The organism is Acidocella aquatica (assembly GCF_030160635.1).
Taxonomy (GTDB): Bacteria; Pseudomonadota; Alphaproteobacteria; order Acetobacterales; family Acetobacteraceae; genus Acidocella; species Acidocella aquatica.
Genome location: NZ_BSOS01000067.1, coordinates 201,195 through 221,139, shown reverse-complemented (window position 1 = coordinate 221,139; position 19,945 = coordinate 201,195). Strand labels below are relative to the sequence as shown.

Here is a 19,945-nt window from a genome sequence, read left to right as displayed (position 1 = left end):
CACGGTGACACGCGCGGCATATAGGCCCTGGCGGCGCAATTCGCCAGCAGCGGGGGGGGTCAGCCTTTCTGGATGACCAGGAGCCAGCTGCCGTCAGGCTGTTCGAGCAGTTCCAGCGGGTCGTGCCCCTGGTCAGCCGCGGCGCGGGGCACATTGGCCAGCGGGTCGGCGCCCTTGAGGCGGACCAGCAGGATCTCCCCGGTTTGGATCGTATCCAGCGCAAGGCGGGTGCGCACGAAGGTCATGGGGCAGGTTTCGGCGGTGATATCGATGGCTTTATGGTGCACCGGGAGGGGTGATGTCATTATTCTGTCTCTCGCAAGGCTGGACCGGAGAAAAAACTTAGGCCACAAGGCAGGTGATGGATATAAGCATCGAGCGCCTGTGCATAGAGAACGGGCTGAAGATGACAGGCCCGCGCCGGGTGATCGCGCGCGTGCTTTCCGAGGCGACTGACCACCCGGATGTGGATGAACTGCACCGCCGGGCGAACAGGGTTGACGCGCGGATTTCTTTGGCGACCGTGTACCGGACCGTGCGTCTGCTGGAAGCCAAGGGCATTCTGGCGCGGCGGGACCTGGGTGGGAAACGCGCGCGCTATGAACCAAGCCAGGAGCGGACGCATTTTCATCTGGTTGACCAGGAAGTTGGCACGGTGGTGGAGTTTGCCTCGCCGCAGGCCGAGGCGCTGCTGCGCGACGTGGCCCGGATGCAGGGGTTTGAGGTCGATATCATAAAAATCGAGTTATTTGGCCGGCGGATAAAAAAATGAATGAAAGTCTCAGGCCGGAATCGCCGCGCGTTGCCATTGGCGTCGCGGCGCCAGGGTTTGCCGAATTGCGCGCGGGGAACCTGGGGGTGCGGCTTGCCGCCACGCCGGGCGAGCTCGATGCCGCGCTGGCGCTGCGTTATCGCGTGTTTTACGAGGAAATGGGCGCGCAGGCGGATGCTGCGGCGGTGGCCACCCGGCGCGATTGCGATGAGTTCGACGCGCTGGCGGACCATCTGCTGGTCATCGACCATGACCGGGGCGAAGGCGCCGCCGGGGTGGTGGGCACCTACCGGCTGATCCGCGAGGAGGCGGCGGCGAAAATCGGCCGGTTCTATACCCAGGCCGAATACGATATTTCAGCCCTGGAGAGGTTCCCCGGGCGCAAGCTGGAGCTGGGGCGCAGCTGCACGGATGCGGCTTATCGCTCCCGCGCGGTGTTGCAGCTGCTCTGGCGGGGGATTGCGGCCTATGTCTTCCATCATGGCATAGATATAATGTTCGGCTGCGCCTCGCTGAGCGGGACCGACCCGGACGCGCTGGCGCTGGAGCTGACGTATCTGAGCATGCATCATCTGGCGCCGGAGGCGATACGCCCGCGCGCCCTGGCGGAGCGCTATATCGACATGCACCGCTGCGCCCCCGGGGCGGTGGACGCGCGCCAGGCATTGCTGCGCCTGCCGCCGCTGGTAAAAGGCTATCTGCGGCTGGGCGGGTTTGTGGGGGATGGGGCGGTGATCGACCACCAGTTCAACACCACTGACATCGCTGTGGTGGTGCAGACGGATCTGGTGACGGATAAATATTACCGGCATTACGAGCGCGATGCGCGTTGAGGCCTGGGGTGACCAGGTGGCTTGGGGGATTGGTTAATGGCTGACGATGATTTGAATGTGCCGGACTCGCTGCTGCCCTATGATGAGTGGACGCAGGATGCGCTGCGCCATGTGGTGGTGAGCGCGCTGCGCCATGCGGCGGCGGAAGGGCTGCCCGGCGGGCATCATTTCTACATTACCTTCAAGACCGCCTATCCGGGGGTGAAAATCCCCGACCGGCTGCGCGTGCAATATCCCGACGAGATGACCATTGTGCTGCAGCACCAGTTCCACAGCCTGAGCGTGGACGCGGCGGGGACAGAGATGAATGTCGGCCTGGCCTTTGGCGGGGTGCCGAGCATTCTGACCATTCCAGTGGCGGCCATTACCAGCTTTGCCGACCCGGAAGTGCGCTTTGGCCTGCATTTTGAGGTGGAAGTGCCCGAGCCGATCAAGGTCGCGGATATGCCGGCGCCGGAGGGCGATGATGTGCCCTCGCGCCCGAGCGATGGGCCGGCCGATGTGGTGAGTTTGGACGCCTTCCGGAAAAAGCAGAAAGATTCCTGAGAGATGAACGTGACGACGCAGCTGAAACCAGGGTTTGCCTATTCGCCGATGCTCCCGCTGGGGGAGGATACGACCCCGTATCGTAAACTGGATATTGAGGGTGTCTCCACCCTGCAGGTGGACGGCAAAACGGTGCTGAAGGTGAGCGCCGATGCGCTGAGCGCGCTGGCCTTCGCGGCGTTTCACGATGTCTCGCATCTGCTGCGTCCGGCGCATCTGGCGCAACTGGCAAAAATTTTGCAGGACCCGGAGGCGTCTGAGAACGACCGCTATGTGGCGATGGAGTTTCTGAAGAACGCCTCGATTGCCGCCGGCGGCGTGTTGCCGATGTGCCAGGATACCGGCACGGCGCTGGTGTTCGGCAAAAAAGGCCAGCGTGTGTGGGTGGAAGGCAATGAGGAAGAGGCGCTGAGCTGGGGGGTGCACCGCACCTATACTGAGACGAATTTGCGTTATTCACAGATGGCGCCGCTGAGTATGTATGACGAGGTGAACACCGGCAATAACCTGCCGGTGCAGTTTGATATCATGGCAGCACCCGGCGAGCATCATGCCGATGAGTTTCATCTGATGTTCATCGCCAAGGGCGGCGGATCGGCCAATAAGACATATCTCTACCAGGAGACACGGGCGGTGCTGACGCCTGAGAAGCTGCTGGCGTTTATCGAGGCGAAGACCAAGACGCTGGGGACTTCGGCCTGCCCGCCGTATCATCTCTCCATCGTCATCGGCGGCACCTCGGCCGAGATGAACCTGAAGACGGTGAAGCTGGGGTCCACGAAATATCTCGACGAACTGCCCACGCAGGGCAGCAGGCTGGGCCACGCCTTCCGCGATGTGGAGATGGAAGCGCGCGTGCTGGAGATGACCCAGCGCATCGGCATCGGCGCGCAGTTTGGCGGCAAATATTTCTGCCACGATGTGCGGGTGATCCGCCTGCCGCGCCATGGCGCGAGCCTGCCAATCGGCATTGGCGTGTCGTGTTCGGCCGACCGGCAGATCAAGGCAAAAATCACCAAGGACGGCGTGTTTCTGGAGCAGCTTGAGACCGACCCCGCGAAATATCTGCCGGAGGTGACCGAGGCGCATCTGGGCGGCGAGGTGGTGGCGATTGATCTGAACAAGCCGATGGCCGAAATTCTGGCCACGCTGTCGCAGTATCCGATCAAGACCCGGGTGGCGCTGAGCGGCACGATTGTGGTGGCGCGCGATATCGCCCATGCCAAGCTGAAGGAACGGCTCGACCGCGGCGAGGGTATGCCCGATTATATGAAGAACCATCCAGTGTATTACGCCGGGCCGGCGAAAACGCCGGAGGGGATGGTGACAGGCAGCTTCGGCCCGACCACCGCCGGGCGGATGGATAGCTATGTCGAAGAGTTCCAGGCGGCGGGCGGGTCGCTCATCATGCTGGCCAAGGGCAACCGCTCGCGCGCCGTGCGCGATGCGTGCAAGGCGCATGGCGGGTTCTATCTGGGCTCCATCGGCGGGCCGGCGGCGGTTCTGGCGCAGAATAACATCACCAAGGTCGAGGTTCTGGAATATCCCGAGCTGGGGATGGAGGCGGTCTGGAAAATAGAGGTGAAGGATTTCCCGGCGTTCATCGTGGTGGACGACAAGGGCAATGATTTTTTCAGTGAGCTTGCCTGATGAAATTCACCGTCGACCGCATCGACCATGTGGTGATGACCTGTAACGATCTGACCGAGACGGCGGCCTGGTATCAGCGTGTTCTGGGCATGGAGCGGGAGGAATACGGCGGGAGCAACCGCACGGCGCTGCGCTTTGGGGCGCAGAAGATAAATCTGCACGAGGTGGGCAACGAGGTGTTGCCCCATGCGCGCGAGGCCCGGCCGGGGACGCTGGATTTGTGTTTCGTGATCGCGGTGCGGCCGGAAGACGCGGTGGCGCAGTTGCATGCCTGCGGCGTGGCGGTTGAACGCGGGCCGGTGTCGCGCATCGGCGCGCTGGGGGATATAACCTCGGTTTATTGCCGCGACCCGGATGGGAATTTGATCGAGTTAGCCTCGTATATGGGGGATTGAATTCATGGGTGCCAACCCATGAAACTATCCGATTTTGGATATGAATTGCCGCCGGAGCGCATCGCGGCGCAGCCCGCGCGCCCGCGTGATTCCGCGCGGCTGCTGCATGTGGCAGGCGAGCTGCGCGACTGGCGGGTGCGCGATCTGCCGGGGCTGCTGCGGCGTGGCGATCTGCTGGTGGTCAATGATACCAGGGTGATCCCGGCGCAGCTGAGCGCCTATCGCGGCGCGGCGCGGATCGGCATTACGCTGGACCGCCGGCGCGATGATGGCAGCTGGCGGGTTTTACTGCGCAACGCGCGGCGGGTGAAGGCCGGGGATGTGCTGGTGATTGATCCGCAATTCTCCGCCGAGGTGCTGGAGGTTCTGGAAGGCGGCGCGGCGTTTCTGCGCTTTGTGGCGGATGATTTTTACGCCGCACTGGCGCGCAGCGGGGCGCTGGCGCTGCCGCCCTATATCGCGCGGCCGGAGGGCATTACCGCGCAGGACAAGGCGGATTATCAGACCATGTTCGCGGCGAATGAGGGCGCGGTGGCCGCGCCCACGGCGGGGCTGCATTTTACCGAGGCGCTGGCTGAGGCTTTGGCGGCGGCAGGGGTGGAGATTGTGCGCGTGACCCTGCATGTGGGCGCGGGGACGTTTCTGCCGGTGCGGGTTGAGGAACTCGCGGAGCATCGGATGCATGCGGAGCGGGGGTTTGTTTCCCCCGAGGCAGCGGCGAAGATTAACGCGGTGCGGGCAGCGGGCGGGCGGATTGTGCCGGTGGGAACAACGGCGCTGCGGGTGATCGAGTCAGCCGCGGGGGATGATGGTCTGGTGCAACCCTTTGACGGCGAGACGGATATTTTCATTCTGCCGGGCTATAGGTTCAAGGTCGCGGATTTGTTGTTCACGAATTTTCATCTGCCGCATTCCACATTGCTGATGCTGGTCTCGGCCTTTGCCGGGGTGGAGCGCATTCGCGCGGCCTATGCGCATGCGATTGCGGCGGGCTACCGGTTTTATTCTTATGGCGATGCCTGCCTGCTGGAGAAAGCATGAGTTTTTCATTTGATCTGCTGGGCCAGGATGGCGCGGCGCGGGCGGGTATGCTGCATACGGCGCATGGCGATGTGCCGACGCCGACGTTCATGGCGGTGGGAACAGCGGGAACCGTGAAGGCGATGACCGCTGATGCCGTGCGCGCGACGGGCGCGAAGATCGTGCTCGGCAACACTTATCATTTGATGTTGCGCCCAGGCGCGGAGCGGGTGGCGCGGCTCGGCGGATTGCATAAAATGATGGACTGGCCAGGGCCGATCCTGACCGACTCCGGCGGGTTCCAGGTGATGTCACTCGCCAAGCTGCGCAAGATGGATGAGACGGGCGTGACATTCCGCTCACATATAGATGGCTCGGCGCATCATCTGACGCCGGAGCGCTCGATGGAGATTCAGTATCTTCTGGATGCCACGATTACGATGGTGCTCGATGAATGCACAAAATTTCCGGCGACGCATGAGGAGGCGGCAAAATCGATGCGGCTTTCCACCCGCTGGGCGAAGCGCTCAAGGGACGCTTTTGTGGCGCGCGACGGCTATGGGCAGTTCGGCATCGTGCAGGGGAATGTCTATAAGGATCTGCGCGAGGAATCAGCCGCGGCGCTGCGGGAGCTGAACTTCGAGGGCTATGCCATCGGCGGGCTGGCGGTGGGTGAGGGCCAGGAGATGATGTATGCAATGCTCGATATCACGGCACCTTTGCTGCCCACCGGCAAGCCGCGGTATCTGATGGGTGTTGGCACGCCTGATGACCTGTTGGGCTCGGTGGCGCGCGGCGTTGATATGTTCGACTGCGTGATGCCGACCCGCGCGGGGCGGACGGCGCGGGGCTTCACCTCGCACGGGGTGTTCAACCTGCGCAATGCGCGGTTTATTGATGATGGCACGCCGCTGGATGAGAATTGCGGCTGTTTGTGCTGCACGCGCCATACGCGGGCGTATCTGCATCATCTGTTCCGCGCGCAGGAGATTTTGGGGCCGATGCTGCTGACCATGCATAATCTCACCTATTATCAACGCCTGATGCAGGATGGGCGGGTGGCGATTCTGGCAGGCAATTACGATGAATATTGCCAAGCCACGCGCGCCGGATGGGAGGAGGCGAAACATGGTTGAGGAACGCTATGCCGGCTTGCAGCAGCTTGGCAGCGCCACGCAGGCGCCCACCTCGCCCGAGAGCGCGGTGCTGGAGCGGGTAGCGGCGCAGACCGGGGGAAAGGATGTGGTGGTGCGCTTCACCACGCCCGAGTTCACCTCACTCTGCCCGCTGACGGGGCAGCCGGATTTCGCGCATATCGTGATCGATTATATTCCGGGCGAATGGCTGGTTGAGAGCAAGTCGCTGAAACTGTTTTTCTATAGTTTCAGGAATCATGGCGCGTTTCATGAAGCGTGCACCATGATGATCGCTGACCGGCTGGTGGAGCTGCTGCGCCCGAAATGGTTGCGGATCGGGGCCTACTGGTATCCGCGCGGGGGAATCCCGATTGATGTGTTCTGGCAGAGCGGGGCGCCGCCGGAGGGGGCGTGGATCCCCGAGCAGGGTGTGCCGGGGTATCGTGGCCGGGGGTGATCTCGCGCGCCAGGAAAAGGCAGCGATACGCGCGCGCGCGGCAGCGCTGGGGTTTGAGGCGGTGGGGTTTGCCCGCGCGGTTATGCCGCCAGAGCGCCAGGCGGGGTTAAGGGAATTTTTGGCCGCCGGGCGCCATGGCGGCATGGGCTGGATGGCGGCGCGCGCCGATGAGCGGGCGGACCCGCGGGTTTTGTGGCCGCAGGCGATGAGCGTGGTCTCGCTCGGGATTTCCTACGCGCCGGAGGGCGACGCGCTGGCCAGCGTGGGCGCGCCCGGGGTGGGCAATATCTCGGTCTATGCGCGCGGGCGCGATTATCATGATGTGGTGAAGGGAAAGTTGAAGCACCTGGCGCAGTTTATCGCCGCGCGCGGGGCGGGGGTGAAGGTGTTTGTTGATACAGCACCGGTGATGGAGAAGCCGCTGGCGGCGCTGGCGGGGCTGGGGTGGCAGGGGAAACACACGAACCTGGTGTCGCGCACGCATGGCTCGTGGCTGTTTCTGGGCGAGGTGTTCACCACGCTGGAAATCGCGCCGGATGCCGCCCATGCGGATAGATGCGGGAGCTGCCAGGCATGTTTGGAAGCCTGCCCGACGGCGGCGTTCCCCGCACCCTACCAGCTCGATGCGCGCCGGTGTGTCTCCTACCTGACGATCGAGCATGACGGGCCGATCCCTGAGAATTTGCGCGCGGGAATGGGCAACCGGATTTACGGCTGCGATGATTGTTTGGCGGTTTGCCCATGGAACAAGTTTGCCAAGGCCGGGCAGGAGGCGAAATTCGCGCATCGGGAGGAGCTGGCGGCCCCCCGGCTGGCGGCGCTGGCGGGGCTGGATGATGCCGGGTTCCGGGCGATGTTCGCGGGCTCCCCGGTGAAGCGGGTGGGGCGCAACAGGTTTGTGCGCAATGTGGCGATTGCGATTGGCAACAGCGGGGATGTTGGGTTGCTGGAGGTGGCGCGCGCGCTGGCGGGAGACGCTGACGCGGTGGTGGCCGAGGCGGGGGCCTGGGCGGCGGCGCGGCTGGTCTTTCCTTAGGTTTATAATGAGGGTAAATCCTTTTCCATGAGCTGGCTTACAGAATTTGTCCGACCAAAAATCCGTACCCTCCTGGGCCGCAAGGAGGCGCCGGATAATTTGTGGCAGCAATGCCCGAAATGCCAGCAGATGATTTTTCATCGTGAGCTGGAGGCGGCGCTGAAGGTTTGTCCGCATTGCGGGCACCACATGCGCGCCAGCGCGGCTGACCGTCTGGCCTGGACCTTTGATGACGGGGTTTATACCCGGATCGACCTGCCGAAGGCCGTGGTGGACCCGCTGAAGTTCCGTGACCAGAAGCGCTATGCCGACCGGCTGAAGGATGCGCGCGAGAGCACCAAACAGGATGATGCCCTGTTGGTGGCGCATGGCACCGTGGGCGGCAACCGGGCCGTGGTGGCGGCGATGTCGTTTGAGTTCATGGGCGGCTCGATGGGCGGCGCGGTGGGCGATGGGCTTGTGGCGGCCGCGCGGCTCGCGGTTTTGCAGGCGGCGCCGCTGATTGTCTACACCGCTTCGGGCGGGGCGCGGATGCAGGAAGGGGCCGTGAGCCTGATGCAGATGCCGCGATCGGTGATCGCCTCGCAGATGGTGAAGGAAGCCGGGCTGCCCTTTATCGTGGTGTTGACCGACCCGACCACGGGGGGCGTGACCGCCTCCTTCGCGATGCTGGGGGATGTGCAGATCGCCGAGCCGAATACGCTGATCGGCTTCGCAGGCGCGCGGGTGATTGAGCAGACGGTGCGCGAAAAACTGCCCGAGGGGTTCCAGCGGGCGGAGTATCTGCTGGCGCATGGGATTATCGACATGGTGGTGAAGCGCGATGAGCTGACCGCGACGCTGGCGCGGCTGATCGGGCTGATGACCGGCAATAAGCGCCCCGCCGCCGCGTGAGTGCCGCGCGCGGGCGTTTTGACGCCAGTTTGGAGAGGCTGCACCGGCTTTATCCAAAACTCATAGACCTGAAGCTGGACCGGCTGGTGCGCCTGCTGGGCGCGCTGGGCGATCCGCAATTGCGGCTGCCGCCGGTGATCCATGTCGCGGGCACCAACGGCAAGGGCAGCGTATGCGCGTTTGCGCGCGCCATGGCCGAGGCGGCCGGGCTGCGCGTGCATGTTTATACCTCGCCGCATCTGGTGAAATTCAACGAGCGCATCCGGCTGGCGGGCGCGCTGGTGAGCGATGAGGCGCTGGCGGGCGCGCTCGATGAGATAGAGGCGGTGAACGAGGGCAACCAGATCACCGTGTTCGAGGCGATCACGGCGGCGGCGTTTTTGTTGTTTGCGCGGGTGCCGGCGGATTTATGCGTGGTCGAGGTCGGGCTGGGCGGCAGGTTTGATGCGACCAATGTGGTGCGCCCGGCAGCCTGCGCGATTACCTCCATCTCGATGGATCATCAGGATTTTCTGGGCGACACGCTGGGCGTGATCGCGGCGGAGAAGGCGGGGATCATCAAACCCGGCGTGCCGGTGGTGGTGGGCGGGCAGGCGCCCGAGGCCCTGGCCGCGATTATGGACGCGGCGCAGGCGGCTGCGGCCCCGTTGCTGCTGCGCGGGCGCGACTGGGAGGTTGCGGCGGCGCCGGGCGGGCTGCGGTTTCAGGGCATGGATTTGCCGCCCCCGGCGCTGGCGGGCGTGCATCAGGCGGAAAATGCGGCCATTGCGATGATGACGCTGCGCGCGGCGGGGTTTGATTTTTCGCCGGAGGTGCTGGCGGCCGGGTTGCGCGCGGTGGAATGGCCGGCGCGGTTGCAGCTTCTGCATGGGGCGTTGCTGGCCTTGCTGCCCCAAGGGTCTGAGCTATGGCTGGATGGCGCGCATAATCCGGGCGGGGCGGAGGCATTGGCGGCGCAGTTGCAGAGCTGGGCCGGGCCGGTCACCCTCGTGCTGGGCATGAAACAGGCGAAGGATGTGGGCGAGGTGATGCGGATTTTGCTCCCTCACGCGGCACAGATTTTCGCGGTGGCGGAGCCGGGGCAGCATCTGGCGTTGCCGGTGGAGGCGATCGTCGAGGCCTCGGGCGGGCGGGCGCTGGTGGGGCCGGACGTGGCCGGGGCGCTGGCGCAGATTACGGCGCCCACGCGGGTGTTGATCTGCGGCAGCCTGTATCTGGCGGGGGAAGTATTGAAAATGGATGGCGCCGCGGCGGCTCTGGCCCGCGATTAGGCTCCGGCCTTGCTTGCCAGCCCCCGGGGCGGGTAGGTTAGCGGCATGTCGATACCGTTTATAAAGATGCACGGGGCTGGTAACGATTTTGTCGTGCTGGATGGCCGCGCGGCACCGTTGAATTTGTCCGCCGCCGTGGTGCGCCACATCGCTGACCGCCGTTTGGGGGTTGGGTGTGACCAGCTGGTGATTTTAGAGCCGGATGCCGAGGGTGCGGATGTGTTCATGCGCATTCTCAATGCCGATGGCTCGGAATCCGGGGCCTGCGGCAATGCGACGCGCTGCGTGGCGGCGTTGCTGGCGGAGGAGAGCGGCGAGCGGCAGGTGAGCATCCGCACCATTTCCGGCCTGCTGGGGGCGGAGATTTTGGGGCCAGGGCTGGTTGAGGTGGACATGGGGCCGCCTCGGCTGGAGTGGGGCGAGATACCGCTGAGCGGACCAGCCGACACGCTGCATCTGAATCTGGGGCTGGGCCCGGTCTCCGATCCGGCGGCGTGTTCCATGGGCAACCCGCATGCGACATTTTTTGTCGAGGATTTTTTGCTGCCCATCGAGAACATCGGGCCGCAGCTTGAGAAGCATAAAATGTTCCCCGAGCGGGCGAACATCGGCTTTGCCAAGGTGGAAAGCCCGCAGCGGATACGGCTGAAGGTTTGGGAGCGCGGCGCGGGGCTGACGCTGGCCTGCGGCTCGGGCGCATGCGCGGCGGTGGTGAACGCGCAACGGCGCGGGCTGACGCATGGGCCGGTGAGCGTGGTGATGGATGGCGGCGAGTTGTTGATAAGCTGGGCCGGCGGCGATGCGCATGTGATGATGCGCGGACCGGCGGAAACAGCGTTTACGGGCGTGCTGCCGGAGATTTTATAATGGCGTCAGGGTTTTTTGGGCGGCTGAAGGCGGGGCTCTCGCGCAGCGCCGCCAAGCTGACGGGCGGCATCGCCGAGGTGTTCACCAAGCGCAAGCTCGATGATGCGGCGCTGGAGGAGCTGGAGGAACAGCTGATCGCGGCGGACCTCGGCCCCACGGTGGCGGCGCGGATCATCAAAAATTTCCGCAGTACCCGGTTTGGCAAGGAGGTGAGCCCGCAGGAGGTGCGCGAGACGCTGGCCGCCGAAATCGGCCGGATTCTGGCTCCCGTGGCAAAACCGCTGGAGGTGGATACCGCGAAAAAACCGTTCGTGATCCTCATGGCCGGGGTGAACGGGGCTGGCAAAACAACGACCATCGGCAAGCTCGCGGCGCGCTACCGCCAGGCCGGGCTGATGGTGATGATGGCGGCGGGCGATACCTTCCGCGCCGCCGCGGTGGAGCAATTGCAGGTCTGGGGCGCGCGCGCCGGGGCTGAGGTCGTCACCGCGCCCGCGAACTCCGATGCCGCCTCACTGGCGCATGACGCGCTGGCACGGGCGCAAAAGGCGGGGGCGGATGTATTGCTGATCGACACCGCCGGGCGGCTGCACAACAAAACAGCGCTTATGGAGGAACTGCGGAAAATCATCCGGGTGATCCGCAAGCTCGACGAGAGCGCGCCGCACGCGGTTTTGCTCACGCTCGACGCCACCACGGGGCAGAACGCGGTGACGCAGGTGGGAATTTTCAAGGATATGGTGGATCTGACCGGTTTGATCGTGACCAAGCTGGACGGCTCGGCGCGCGGCGGCATCGTGGTCGCGCTGGCGGAGAAATTCGGCCTGCCCATTCATGCGGTGGGCACCGGCGAGCAGATTGATGACCTGCGCGCGTTTGACCCCGAGGAGTTTGCCCGCGCGCTGGTCGGGGAATAATTCCCGGTTTTTGACGGCGCGCGCGTTTCGCGCCTAGGTTGCATACATGCAACGATTAACCCAGATGGATGGGCTGCGCGGGGTGCTCGCGGTTTATGTGATGCTGGGTCATGCGCTGCCGTTCACTGATCTGCCGGGCTGGGTGCTGGCGCTGTTTTCGCACGGCGAGGCCGGGGTGGATTTGTTTTTCGCGCTCAGCGGGCTGGTGATTGCAAATTCGCTGGAACGGTTTGGCGGGGCATTCGCGCCGTTCATGGTGGCGCGCGGGCGGCGGTTATTGCCGGTTTATTTTGCCGTGCTGGCCTTGAGCATTTTATTGGTCTCCGGGGGCAATCCGCTGCAAGCAATGCCCTGGGTGGGGCTGGCCGGGCACCAGATGATGCAGGCCGGGTTGCCGCGCGCGCTGGGATGGCATGTGGCGGCGCATATCGCGCTGGTGCAGGGGATCATACCGCAAGGCGCGCTGCCCTATGCTTATGTCACGTTGCTGGGGCCGGCATGGAGCCTTTCCACCGAATGGCAGTTTTATGTGTTGATCGGGCTGGTGGCGCCAAAGCGGCTGGGGTGGTTCGCGCTGGGGCTGCTGGCGCTGGGGGTGGCGTATCACGCTTTGGCGTTGCCGCCCTGGTGGCAGTTCAGCCGGGCCTTTCTGCCCGCTGCGGCGCCTTATTTCGCGTTGGGGATTGCAAGCGCGGTGGGGCTGCGCGGCGGCGGCTGGCGGGTTTTTGGGCTGTGCCTGGCATTGGTTTGCGGGCTGGAATTTTTGACCGGGGGCACGGGTAAGGCGCTGGTGCCGCTCGCCTGGGCGGCCGTGGTGCTGGCGCATGCGCAAAAATCCGGCGCAATATTTGAGACACGCGCGCCGCAATATCTGGGCGCGATTTCATACCCGCTTTATCTGGTGAACGAGCCGGTGCAGCGCGGCCTGGCAATGATGATCGCCCCGCTGGCGCAGGGGAACGCGGCACTGTTCACGGTGTTATTTCTGCCAATGGCGATCCTCATGGCGATCATGGCGGCGGCGGTGTTGCATCATGGCGTGGAAAAGCGGTTCATGCGCTCTCAACGAAAGGAGCAGCCGGCATGCGTCTGAAGGACAAACGGGTTTTGATCACCGGGGCGGGTGGGGGCATCGGCCGCGCCAGCGCGCTGAAATGCGCCGCCGAGGGGGCCATGGTGATTGTCTGCGATATCAACGCGGAGGCCGCCGGAGAGAGTGTGCGCCAGATCATGCGCGCGGGCGGCAATGCGATGGCGGTCATCGCGGATCTGACCGATGAAGCGGCCTGCAACGCCGCCTTCGCCGAGGGCGCCGCCGCGTTTGGCGGGATCGATGTGATATTCAACAACGCCGGGGTTTGCCTGAGCGGCGATGACGGGCCGGTGGAAACCGACCTGAGTGTCTGGAACCGCACCATCGCGATTAACCTGACCTCGGTTTTTTTATGCTGCAAGGCGGGGATTCCGCATTTGTTGAAGACCGGCAACGGCGTGGTCATCAACAACGCCTCGATTGTGGCCCTGATCGGCTCGGCGTTTCCGCAAATCGCCTATACCGCCGCAAAGGGCGGCGTGCTCGCGATGACCCGCGAAATCGCCGTGATGTATGCGCGCAAGGGCCTGCGCGCGGTGGCGATCTGCCCCGGGCCAACCGCGACGCCGCTGGTGAAGGCGTTTTTGGCCGATGATGAAGCCTGGAAGCTGCGCCGGCAACATTTACCGATGGGCCGGCTGGGGCAACCCGAGGAGATTGCAAATCTGGTGGCGTTTCTGGCCTCGGATGAAGCCAGTTTCATTACGGGATCAGCCTATGTCGTGGATGGCGGGCTGACCAGCGCCTATGTGATCGACGATAACGATTAAGCAACAACGCAAAAGACGATGACGACAAACAGGATGGTCGGAATTTCATTGGCGATTCGATAGAATTTTTCAGATTTCGTATTGGCGTCGTTTAAAAAATCACGGCGCCATTTCGAGAGATTTCCATGAAATCCGCTCATCAGAAAAATCGCCGTGAGTTTGGTCCACCACCACGCGGCATGCCAATCCACCGCGCCAGGGGTGAGAATGAGCAGGATGCCGAAGAAGAAGGTGGAGAGCATGGCCGGGTTGGTGATCTGGCGCAGCAACCGCCGTTCCATGACCTTGAAGCGCGCGGATTCAGCCGAGCCGGGCGCAAGCTGGCAGTGATACACATAGAGCCGGGGCAGGTAGAACATCCCGGCCATCCAGGCGGTGAAGGAGATGACATGGAAGGCCAGGATGACATGGAAATAAGGCGTGAGCGCCGCGATCGTCATGCGAGAACTCCAAACAGATCACTCAGGTTTTGCCAAACGGCGCGCGCCCCGGCGGCGAGCAGGGGTGCGGCGTTGCCATCCGGCGCAAAGCCGTAGCATGGCATGCCCGCGGCAACCGCCCCGGTAATGCCAAGGGCGCTGTCCTCCACCACCAGGCAGTTTTGCGGATGGATCTGTGAACCGGCGGCCGCCGCCAGAAAAAGATCAGGTGCCGGTTTGGCCCGCCCGCCTTTGGCGATGACACTGGCAGCCGAATAGGCGCGGCCATCTGTGAGGTGCGATATGCCGGTGCGGGAGAATTTGACGGCCAGTTCTTCATCCGATGAATTAGAGGCGATGCACCAGGGAATGCCGAGCGTGTTCACGCGCTCCAGCATTTCCCGCGCGCCGGGGATGAGTTTTGAATCCGTGCCAAGCGCCGCCACGAGTTTTTGCGCAAGCTCAGCACGCCAGGCGGCGGGAAGAGCCCGGCCAATTCGCGTCTCGATCATCGGCTGCATATCGGTGATCGACATGCCAAGAAAATAATCCTGCGCCTGCTGCGCGGTCATTTCCCAGCCGCGTTCTGAGATGTCGCGCGCGCAGATCGTGGAGGCGATGCCTTCGCTGTCAATAATCACGCCGTCGCAGTCAAAAATAATCAATTCAGGCCGCATATTTGGTCCAGGGGCAGTTTTTATGCGTGGCGGCACAAGCGCGGCCGCCCTGATGGGAGCAAAGCCCGTTGCCATGCTCCAGCGCGCGCCGGGCGAGCCCGGCCAGCGCGGTGATAAACGCAGGGTCGCTATTGGGCACAGGCGCGCGGAAATAGCCGGGAACACCGCAATGAGCGGCAAGTTCGCGATTTTCAATATCAAGCTCGACCAGGGTTTCAATATGGTCGGAGACAAAGGCGATCGGGATGACCAGCACGGCGGTTTTATCAGCCCCGGCCTGTTCGATGGCTTCTACCGTGCTCGGCGAAATCCATTTCTGCGGTGTCGCGCGCGATTGGTAGCAGATCAGATGCTCAACCTCCCGGTCCTTAAGCCGGGACATGACGGCGGCAACAGAAGCTTCGATCTGGGATTGATACGGATCACCGCGCGCGATGATGGATTCCGGCAAGCCATGCGCCGAAAACAACAGGCGCAGCCGGGCGCCGGGCGGCAAGGTGGCTTTGGCCCGCGCGCTGGCGTCATCAACCAGCGCGGCGATGGCATCGGCATACGCCGGATCATCAAAATAGCAGCAAAGCGTGGTGGTTGGTTTTATCAACCCGGCCTGCGCCGCCGCCTCGTGCCAATTGTTCAGCGAAGAGCCGGTGGTGGTGGTGGAAAACTGCGGATAGAGCGGCAGCAGGAGAATACGATCAGGGTCATAGGCCTTCACCGCGCGTGCGGTCTCAAGCGCGAAAGGGTGCCAGTAGCGCATGGCGATGAAGGTTTTGGTATCCTCCCCCAGCGCAGTTTGCAGCGCATCCGCCTGCGCCTGCGTGGCGGCCAGCAACGGGGATTTTCCACCCATCAGCGCATAATTTTTCTCCGCCGCCTTGGCTGACGATCGCGCGATGAGGCGGGCTAGCCAGAAGCGGATGAAAATCGGCGCGCGGATGATCGCCTTGTCGGAAAATAAATTGACGCGGAATTTTTTAATGGAGTCCGGGCCGTCAGGTCCACCAAGGTTGAACAGAACAATGGCTGTTTTCATGGTGAAACCGGGGCGCCGTGGATCAACGCCATCAACCGCGCGACATTTTCCGGTGGCACATCGGGGGTAATTCCATGACCCAGATTAAAAATATGGGGGCGGCCACGGAACGCCCGCAGCACGCGGGCAACCTCGGCCTCCATCGCCGCGCCGCCGGCTTTAAGCAGCAACGGGTCCAGATTGCCCTGAAACACCGTGCCCGGCGGGCAGGCGGCAATAGCGGCGGCGGGGTCTGTCACCGTGTCCAGGCCGACGGCATCTACCCCTGTTTCACGCACATATTCGCCAAGCAGCAGGCCGCACAGCCGGGGGAAGCCGATGATTTTAACGCCCGGATTGGCGGATTTGAGCGCCGCCACGATGCGCCTGTTCGGCTCGATGACAAATTCACGGAATTGCGGCGCCGGGAAAATACCGGCCCAGCTCTCAAACAGCATGACGCAATCAGCCCCGGCGGTGATCTGGCCCTGCAGGTAGGTGATGGTGGACTCAACCAGGATATCCAGCACCGATTTCACCAAAGCGGGATTTTCATACGCCAGACTGCGAGTGCGCGGAAACTCGCCGCCGCCCTTACCATCGAGCATATAGCACGCCACGGTCGCGGGGCCGCCGGCAAAGCCGATCAGCGCGGTCTCGGGCGGCAGGGCCGCACGCACGCGCCGCACCGTCTCCAGCACCGGCGCATAGATGCCTGGGGCCTGGGCGATGTTCAGCGCGCTGATGTCATGCAGGGGCGGCAGGAGTGGTCCCTCGCCTTCGGAGAAGCGAAGTCCCTGCCCTAGAGCCATGGGGAGGATAAGAATATCCGAAAAGAGGATCGCGGCATCAAACCCATAACGGCGGATAGGCTGCAAGGTGACTTCGGCGGCGAGTTCAGGATTCAGGCACAGTGAGATGAAATCTCCCGCCTGGCCGCGCACCTGGCGGTATTCCGGCAGATACCGCCCCGCCTGGCGCATCAGCCACACCGGCGGCGGCGAGATGGCCTCGCCGTTCAACACACGAAGTAATTTCATACCCCCCGCTTAGAGCAAGATGCTTCGTTCTTAAACCCGTGGGCGCAAAAAATCAGGATACAGCGAAGCAGGCCGCCAACCACCCCTTTTATCTCTTTTAAGTTAACTTTAGGGAGGGGGCAGTGGTACCCTGTGGATAGCGGGGGTTAAGGCAATCAGGGATAAAGTCCACAAGGTTATCCACAGCAAGATACTAGCTTTAACCTGTTGATTCTAACGTAACAGAGCAGTTTTCCCACAAGTGAGTAGGGGACCCCCTGGGAAGCATCCCCAGTTTACCGTTTCGTAACTTTATCCCCGCTCGCCGGAAAATTCCCCGCGCGCGGGAAAACAATCCACGCTATCAACAGCGGCATGGAAAGTTATAAACACAATATACACCTGATATCCGACGCAACCGGAGATACATTAAGTGCGCTTGCCAGAGCAGCAGTAGCGCAGTTTGATGAAAGCCAGGTTAATTACCATCGCTGGTCGTTGATTCGTTCACGATTACAGCTGCACCGCGTGCTCGAAGGCATCCACGCCGAACCCGGGCTGGTGCTGTGCTCCCTGCTCGATAACGCCCTGCGCGAAGAGCTGGACGCCGCCTGCGCCCGCCTCGGCGTGCCCCTGCTGCACGTGCTCGACCCGCTGCTGGAACTCCTCCAAGGCCAGTTCGGCGCACCCGCCAAACATAAACCCGGCCGGCAATATGTGCTGGACGCCGACTACTTCCGCCGCATAGACGCCATGCACTACGTCATCTCGCACGACGACGGCCAGGCACACCGCGGCATGGCCGAAGCCGATGTCGTCCTCGTCGGCGTCTCCCGCTCATCCAAAACACCAACCTGCTTCTACCTGGCCAACCGCGGCATCAAAGCCGCCAATATCCCGCTGGTCCCCGGTATCGAACCCCCAGAATTGCTCAAAGACCCAAACTGCCCTGTCATCGGACTCACCATCGACCCAAAATCACTCATCGATATCCGCCGCCACCGCCTGCGCCTCATCGGCGCCGGCGCACAACCCGGCTTTATCCAAAAAGACAACGGTGAATACGTCGACTTCGAAGCCGTGGAAAAAGAACTCCTCTGGGCCAAACGCCTCTGTAATACACGAGGCTGGCCAACCATCGACGTAACCCGCCGCTCCATCGAGGAAACCGCCGCCACAGTGCTGAAACTCATGGACACATGGCACGCGAAACATGACAAACCCGTGGAATGAAGGCAGGTAAGGCCAAGGGGCTCTACCCCTTGGATCCCCGCGAAGGGCCGCGCCCTTCGATCGGCATTAGTCAGGGTTTTCGGTGGCTGGGGTAACGCGCCCGCTGCGGCCATTGGATATATTCATAGGTCCTCGTGGCGCGTTACCCCAGCCACCGAAAACCCTAATTAGCGGATTGCAAAGGCCCGGCCTTTGCTGGGGGGTCCAGGGGGGCAAAGCCCCCTTGGCCTTAACCTACTTCAAGCCGCGCGTTTGGCGACGTCTTCGGGGGTCATGAGCACCAGGGCTTCGTAGTCGTGGAGGAGGGTTTCGGTGATTTTGCCTGGGGTGAAGTGGTGGTGGTTGATTTGGCGCACGGGGGTGACTTCGGCGGCGGTTCCGGCGAGGAAGACTTCCTGTGCCAGGGCGAGGTCTTCGGGGGGGATGTGGCGTTCGATGACTTCGATGCCGCGGGTTTTGGCCAGTGCCATGACGGTGCGGCGTGTGATGCCGTCGAGGAAACAGTCGGGGATGGGGGTGTGGAGTTTACCGTCGATAACGAGGAACATGTTGGCGCCGGTGGATTCACCGAGGTAGCCGTTCCAGGTGAGCATGAGCGCGTCGGTGAAGCCATTGGCTTCGGCGGCGTGTTTGGAGAGGGTGCCGATCATGTATAATCCGGCGGCTTTGGAGGCGGTCGGCGCGGTGAGCGGGTGCGGGCGGCGCCATTCGGCGATTTGCAGGGTGACGCCTTTGAGGCGGTCGGCGCCAAAGAAGTTGGGCCAGTTCCAGGAGGCGATGGCGAGGTGGATTTTGGTATGCTGGGCGGAGACCGCGAGTTGTTCCGTGCCGCGCCAGGCGATAGGGCGGACATAGGCATCGGTAAGGTTATTGGCGGCCATGACCTCGTAGCTGGCCTTGTTGATCTCGTCGGCGGTGAAGGGGATATCAAAGCCCAAAATTTTGCCGGAGTTGATCAGCCGCTCGGTATGCGCCTGGAGTTTGAAGATATTGCCGCCATAGGCGCGCTCACCCTCGAACACGGCGGAGGCATAGTGCAGCCCGTGGCTCAGGACATGAATTTTCGCATCCCGCCAGGGAATCAGCTTGCCGTCCCACCAGATAAATCCGTCGCGATCGTCAAAAGGGATAAGCGTCATGGTCAAAAAAACTCCGGTAAGGCTAGTGGCGGGCCGGTTGGCGGGTCATCAGGGGCAAATCAATAAAGTAGCGTACAATTTTTCAGTTGACGCGGTTCCGCATCATCTTAAAACAGTTATACGCCATGATATTATGACAGAAACCCCTTGTAGATAAGTAAGCAATACTGTCATAATAGACGCAAGAAACCTAGTAAGATTGCGAATCTGCCATGCAAGACACACCAGTTCAATCTCTCAATTCCTTAAAGCGCGATCTGCCGTCCGGTTCAACGCATGCGCAACCAGGCGCGGGTCTGCTGTTTTTACGCGAGGAAGAGCTGCGGGTTGCTCAGGATATGATGTTCTTCGCGATGCGCGACATCACCTCGGCACCCATGGCGATATTGTCCGAACTTGGCTTTGGCCGGGCGCATCATCGCACACTGCATTGGATCGGCCGCAAGCCGGGGCTGACTGTGGGGGAGCTGCTGTCATTTCTCGGCATCACCAAGCAGAGCCTGACACGGGTGCTGGGGCCCTTGATCCGCGATGGATATGTGGCGCAAACGGCGGGGGCGCATGACCGGCGGCAGCGCCTCCTCACATTGACCGAAAAAGGCCAGGCGCTGGAGCGGCGGTTGTTTGATTGCCAGCGGGACCGTTTTCTCTCCGCCTACCGCGAGGCCGGCGGGCCGGCGGTGGAGGGGTTCCGCCGGGTGCTGCGCGGGCTGACCCTGAAGCAGGGGCGCGACTATATTGACAGTCTGGACGCCCACCGCAGCCGGGGACCGCGTTAAGGCCGGCGGC

The 19,945-nt window shown here is 62.8% G+C and carries 23 protein-coding genes; 17 read left to right on the top strand and 6 right to left on the bottom strand.

The window, feature by feature from the left end; translation table 11 throughout:
• Positions 1-59: 59 nt before the first annotated feature.
• A complete protein-coding gene (locus tag QQJ84_RS11955; RefSeq protein ID WP_284258435.1) occupies positions 60-305 on the bottom strand; it encodes a sulfurtransferase TusA family protein in 246 nt (81 codons plus the stop codon).
• Between the two features lie 56 nt (positions 306-361).
• On the opposite strand from QQJ84_RS11955, the gene QQJ84_RS11950 reads away from it, so the two are divergent.
• The 15 genes from QQJ84_RS11950 to QQJ84_RS11880 are packed head-to-tail and all read left to right on the top strand — an operon-like array spanning position 362 to position 13,657.
• The gene (locus tag QQJ84_RS11950) at positions 362-772 is read left to right on the top strand and encodes a Fur family transcriptional regulator (protein ID WP_284258434.1); all 411 of its coding nucleotides are present in this window, start codon (positions 362-364) and stop codon (positions 770-772) included.
• Positions 769-1,605 carry a GNAT family N-acetyltransferase gene (locus QQJ84_RS11945; RefSeq protein WP_284258433.1) on the top strand — a complete coding sequence of 279 codons (837 nt, stop codon included), beginning with the start codon at positions 769-771 and terminating at the stop codon, positions 1,603-1,605. Before QQJ84_RS11950 ends, QQJ84_RS11945 begins: the two co-directional genes overlap by 4 nt.
• Before the next feature lie 36 nt (positions 1,606-1,641).
• Entirely contained in the window at positions 1,642-2,151 is a 510-nt protein-coding gene (locus QQJ84_RS11940) for an SspB family protein (protein ID WP_284258432.1), read from the top strand.
• A gap of 3 nt (positions 2,152-2,154) precedes the next feature.
• Positions 2,155-3,801: a fumarate hydratase gene (locus QQJ84_RS11935; protein ID WP_284258431.1), complete on the top strand. Its 1,647-nt coding sequence runs from the start codon at positions 2,155-2,157 to the stop codon at positions 3,799-3,801.
• Positions 3,801-4,196, top strand: a complete 396-nt coding sequence (locus QQJ84_RS11930; RefSeq protein WP_284258429.1) for a VOC family protein — start codon at positions 3,801-3,803, stop codon at positions 4,194-4,196. Before QQJ84_RS11935 ends, QQJ84_RS11930 begins: the two co-directional genes overlap by 1 nt.
• A gap of 18 nt (positions 4,197-4,214) precedes the next feature.
• Positions 4,215-5,237 (top strand): tRNA preQ1(34) S-adenosylmethionine ribosyltransferase-isomerase QueA, encoded by a 1,023-nt coding sequence (queA, locus tag QQJ84_RS11925; RefSeq protein ID WP_284258428.1) that lies wholly within the window; start codon positions 4,215-4,217, stop codon positions 5,235-5,237.
• Entirely contained in the window at positions 5,234-6,352 is a 1,119-nt protein-coding gene (gene tgt, locus QQJ84_RS11920; RefSeq protein WP_284258427.1) for a tRNA guanosine(34) transglycosylase Tgt, read from the top strand. Before queA ends, tgt begins: the two co-directional genes overlap by 4 nt.
• The gene (queF, locus tag QQJ84_RS11915) at positions 6,345-6,809 is read left to right on the top strand and encodes a preQ(1) synthase (RefSeq protein ID WP_284258425.1); all 465 of its coding nucleotides are present in this window, start codon (positions 6,345-6,347) and stop codon (positions 6,807-6,809) included. The genes tgt and queF overlap by 8 nt, the downstream gene beginning before the upstream one ends.
• The gene (queG, locus tag QQJ84_RS11910; protein WP_284258424.1) at positions 6,796-7,845 is read left to right on the top strand and encodes a tRNA epoxyqueuosine(34) reductase QueG; all 1,050 of its coding nucleotides are present in this window, start codon (positions 6,796-6,798) and stop codon (positions 7,843-7,845) included. The genes queF and queG overlap by 14 nt, the downstream gene beginning before the upstream one ends.
• A 27-nt stretch (positions 7,846-7,872) precedes the next feature.
• The gene (accD, locus tag QQJ84_RS11905; RefSeq protein WP_284258423.1) at positions 7,873-8,739 is read left to right on the top strand and encodes an acetyl-CoA carboxylase, carboxyltransferase subunit beta; all 867 of its coding nucleotides are present in this window, start codon (positions 7,873-7,875) and stop codon (positions 8,737-8,739) included.
• A complete protein-coding gene (locus tag QQJ84_RS11900; protein ID WP_284258422.1) occupies positions 8,736-10,010 on the top strand; it encodes a bifunctional folylpolyglutamate synthase/dihydrofolate synthase in 1,275 nt (424 codons plus the stop codon). Before accD ends, QQJ84_RS11900 begins: the two co-directional genes overlap by 4 nt.
• A 45-nt stretch (positions 10,011-10,055) precedes the next feature.
• Positions 10,056-10,877 (top strand): diaminopimelate epimerase, encoded by an 822-nt coding sequence (dapF, locus tag QQJ84_RS11895; protein ID WP_284258421.1) that lies wholly within the window; start codon positions 10,056-10,058, stop codon positions 10,875-10,877.
• Positions 10,877-11,794, top strand: a complete 918-nt coding sequence (ftsY, locus tag QQJ84_RS11890; RefSeq protein WP_284258420.1) for a signal recognition particle-docking protein FtsY — start codon at positions 10,877-10,879, stop codon at positions 11,792-11,794. Before dapF ends, ftsY begins: the two co-directional genes overlap by 1 nt.
• Positions 11,795-11,840: 46 nt before the next feature.
• On the top strand, positions 11,841-12,887 hold the full coding sequence (locus QQJ84_RS11885) for an acyltransferase family protein (RefSeq protein ID WP_284258419.1): 1,047 nt from the start codon (positions 11,841-11,843) through the stop codon (positions 12,885-12,887).
• Positions 12,878-13,657 carry an SDR family oxidoreductase gene (locus QQJ84_RS11880; protein ID WP_284258418.1) on the top strand — a complete coding sequence of 260 codons (780 nt, stop codon included), beginning with the start codon at positions 12,878-12,880 and terminating at the stop codon, positions 13,655-13,657. Before QQJ84_RS11885 ends, QQJ84_RS11880 begins: the two co-directional genes overlap by 10 nt.
• On the opposite strand, the gene hemJ is transcribed toward QQJ84_RS11880, so the two are convergent.
• The 4 genes from hemJ to hemE are packed head-to-tail and all read right to left on the bottom strand — an operon-like array spanning position 13,654 to position 16,805.
• The gene (hemJ, locus tag QQJ84_RS11875; protein ID WP_284258417.1) at positions 13,654-14,097 is read right to left on the bottom strand and encodes a protoporphyrinogen oxidase HemJ; all 444 of its coding nucleotides are present in this window, start codon (positions 14,095-14,097) and stop codon (positions 13,654-13,656) included. The two genes, QQJ84_RS11880 and hemJ, sit on opposite strands and share 4 nt — an antisense overlap.
• Positions 14,094-14,753 (bottom strand): HAD family hydrolase, encoded by a 660-nt coding sequence (locus QQJ84_RS11870; protein ID WP_284258416.1) that lies wholly within the window; start codon positions 14,751-14,753, stop codon positions 14,094-14,096. The genes hemJ and QQJ84_RS11870 overlap by 4 nt, the downstream gene beginning before the upstream one ends.
• Positions 14,743-15,786: a ferrochelatase gene (gene hemH / locus QQJ84_RS11865; protein ID WP_284258415.1), complete on the bottom strand. Its 1,044-nt coding sequence runs from the start codon at positions 15,784-15,786 to the stop codon at positions 14,743-14,745. Before hemH ends, QQJ84_RS11870 begins: the two co-directional genes overlap by 11 nt.
• Positions 15,783-16,805, bottom strand: coding sequence for a uroporphyrinogen decarboxylase (hemE, locus tag QQJ84_RS11860; RefSeq protein ID WP_284258414.1), 1,023 nt, complete (start codon positions 16,803-16,805; stop codon positions 15,783-15,785). The genes hemH and hemE overlap by 4 nt, the downstream gene beginning before the upstream one ends.
• Before the next feature lie 354 nt (positions 16,806-17,159).
• Here hemE and QQJ84_RS11855 point away from each other — a divergent pair, with 354 nt between their 5' ends.
• Positions 17,160-18,017: a pyruvate, water dikinase regulatory protein gene (locus tag QQJ84_RS11855; RefSeq protein WP_284258413.1), complete on the top strand. Its 858-nt coding sequence runs from the start codon at positions 17,160-17,162 to the stop codon at positions 18,015-18,017.
• Positions 18,018-18,256: 239 nt separating this feature from the next.
• Here the strand turns inward: QQJ84_RS11855 and QQJ84_RS11850 are convergent, their stop codons facing one another.
• Positions 18,257-19,156 (bottom strand): branched-chain amino acid aminotransferase, encoded by a 900-nt coding sequence (locus QQJ84_RS11850; protein ID WP_284258412.1) that lies wholly within the window; start codon positions 19,154-19,156, stop codon positions 18,257-18,259.
• A 212-nt stretch (positions 19,157-19,368) separates the two neighbouring features.
• Between QQJ84_RS11850 and QQJ84_RS11845 the strand changes: the two genes are divergently transcribed.
• On the top strand, positions 19,369-19,935 hold the full coding sequence (locus tag QQJ84_RS11845) for a MarR family winged helix-turn-helix transcriptional regulator (RefSeq protein WP_284258411.1): 567 nt from the start codon (positions 19,369-19,371) through the stop codon (positions 19,933-19,935).
• Positions 19,936-19,945: the final 10 nt, after the last annotated feature.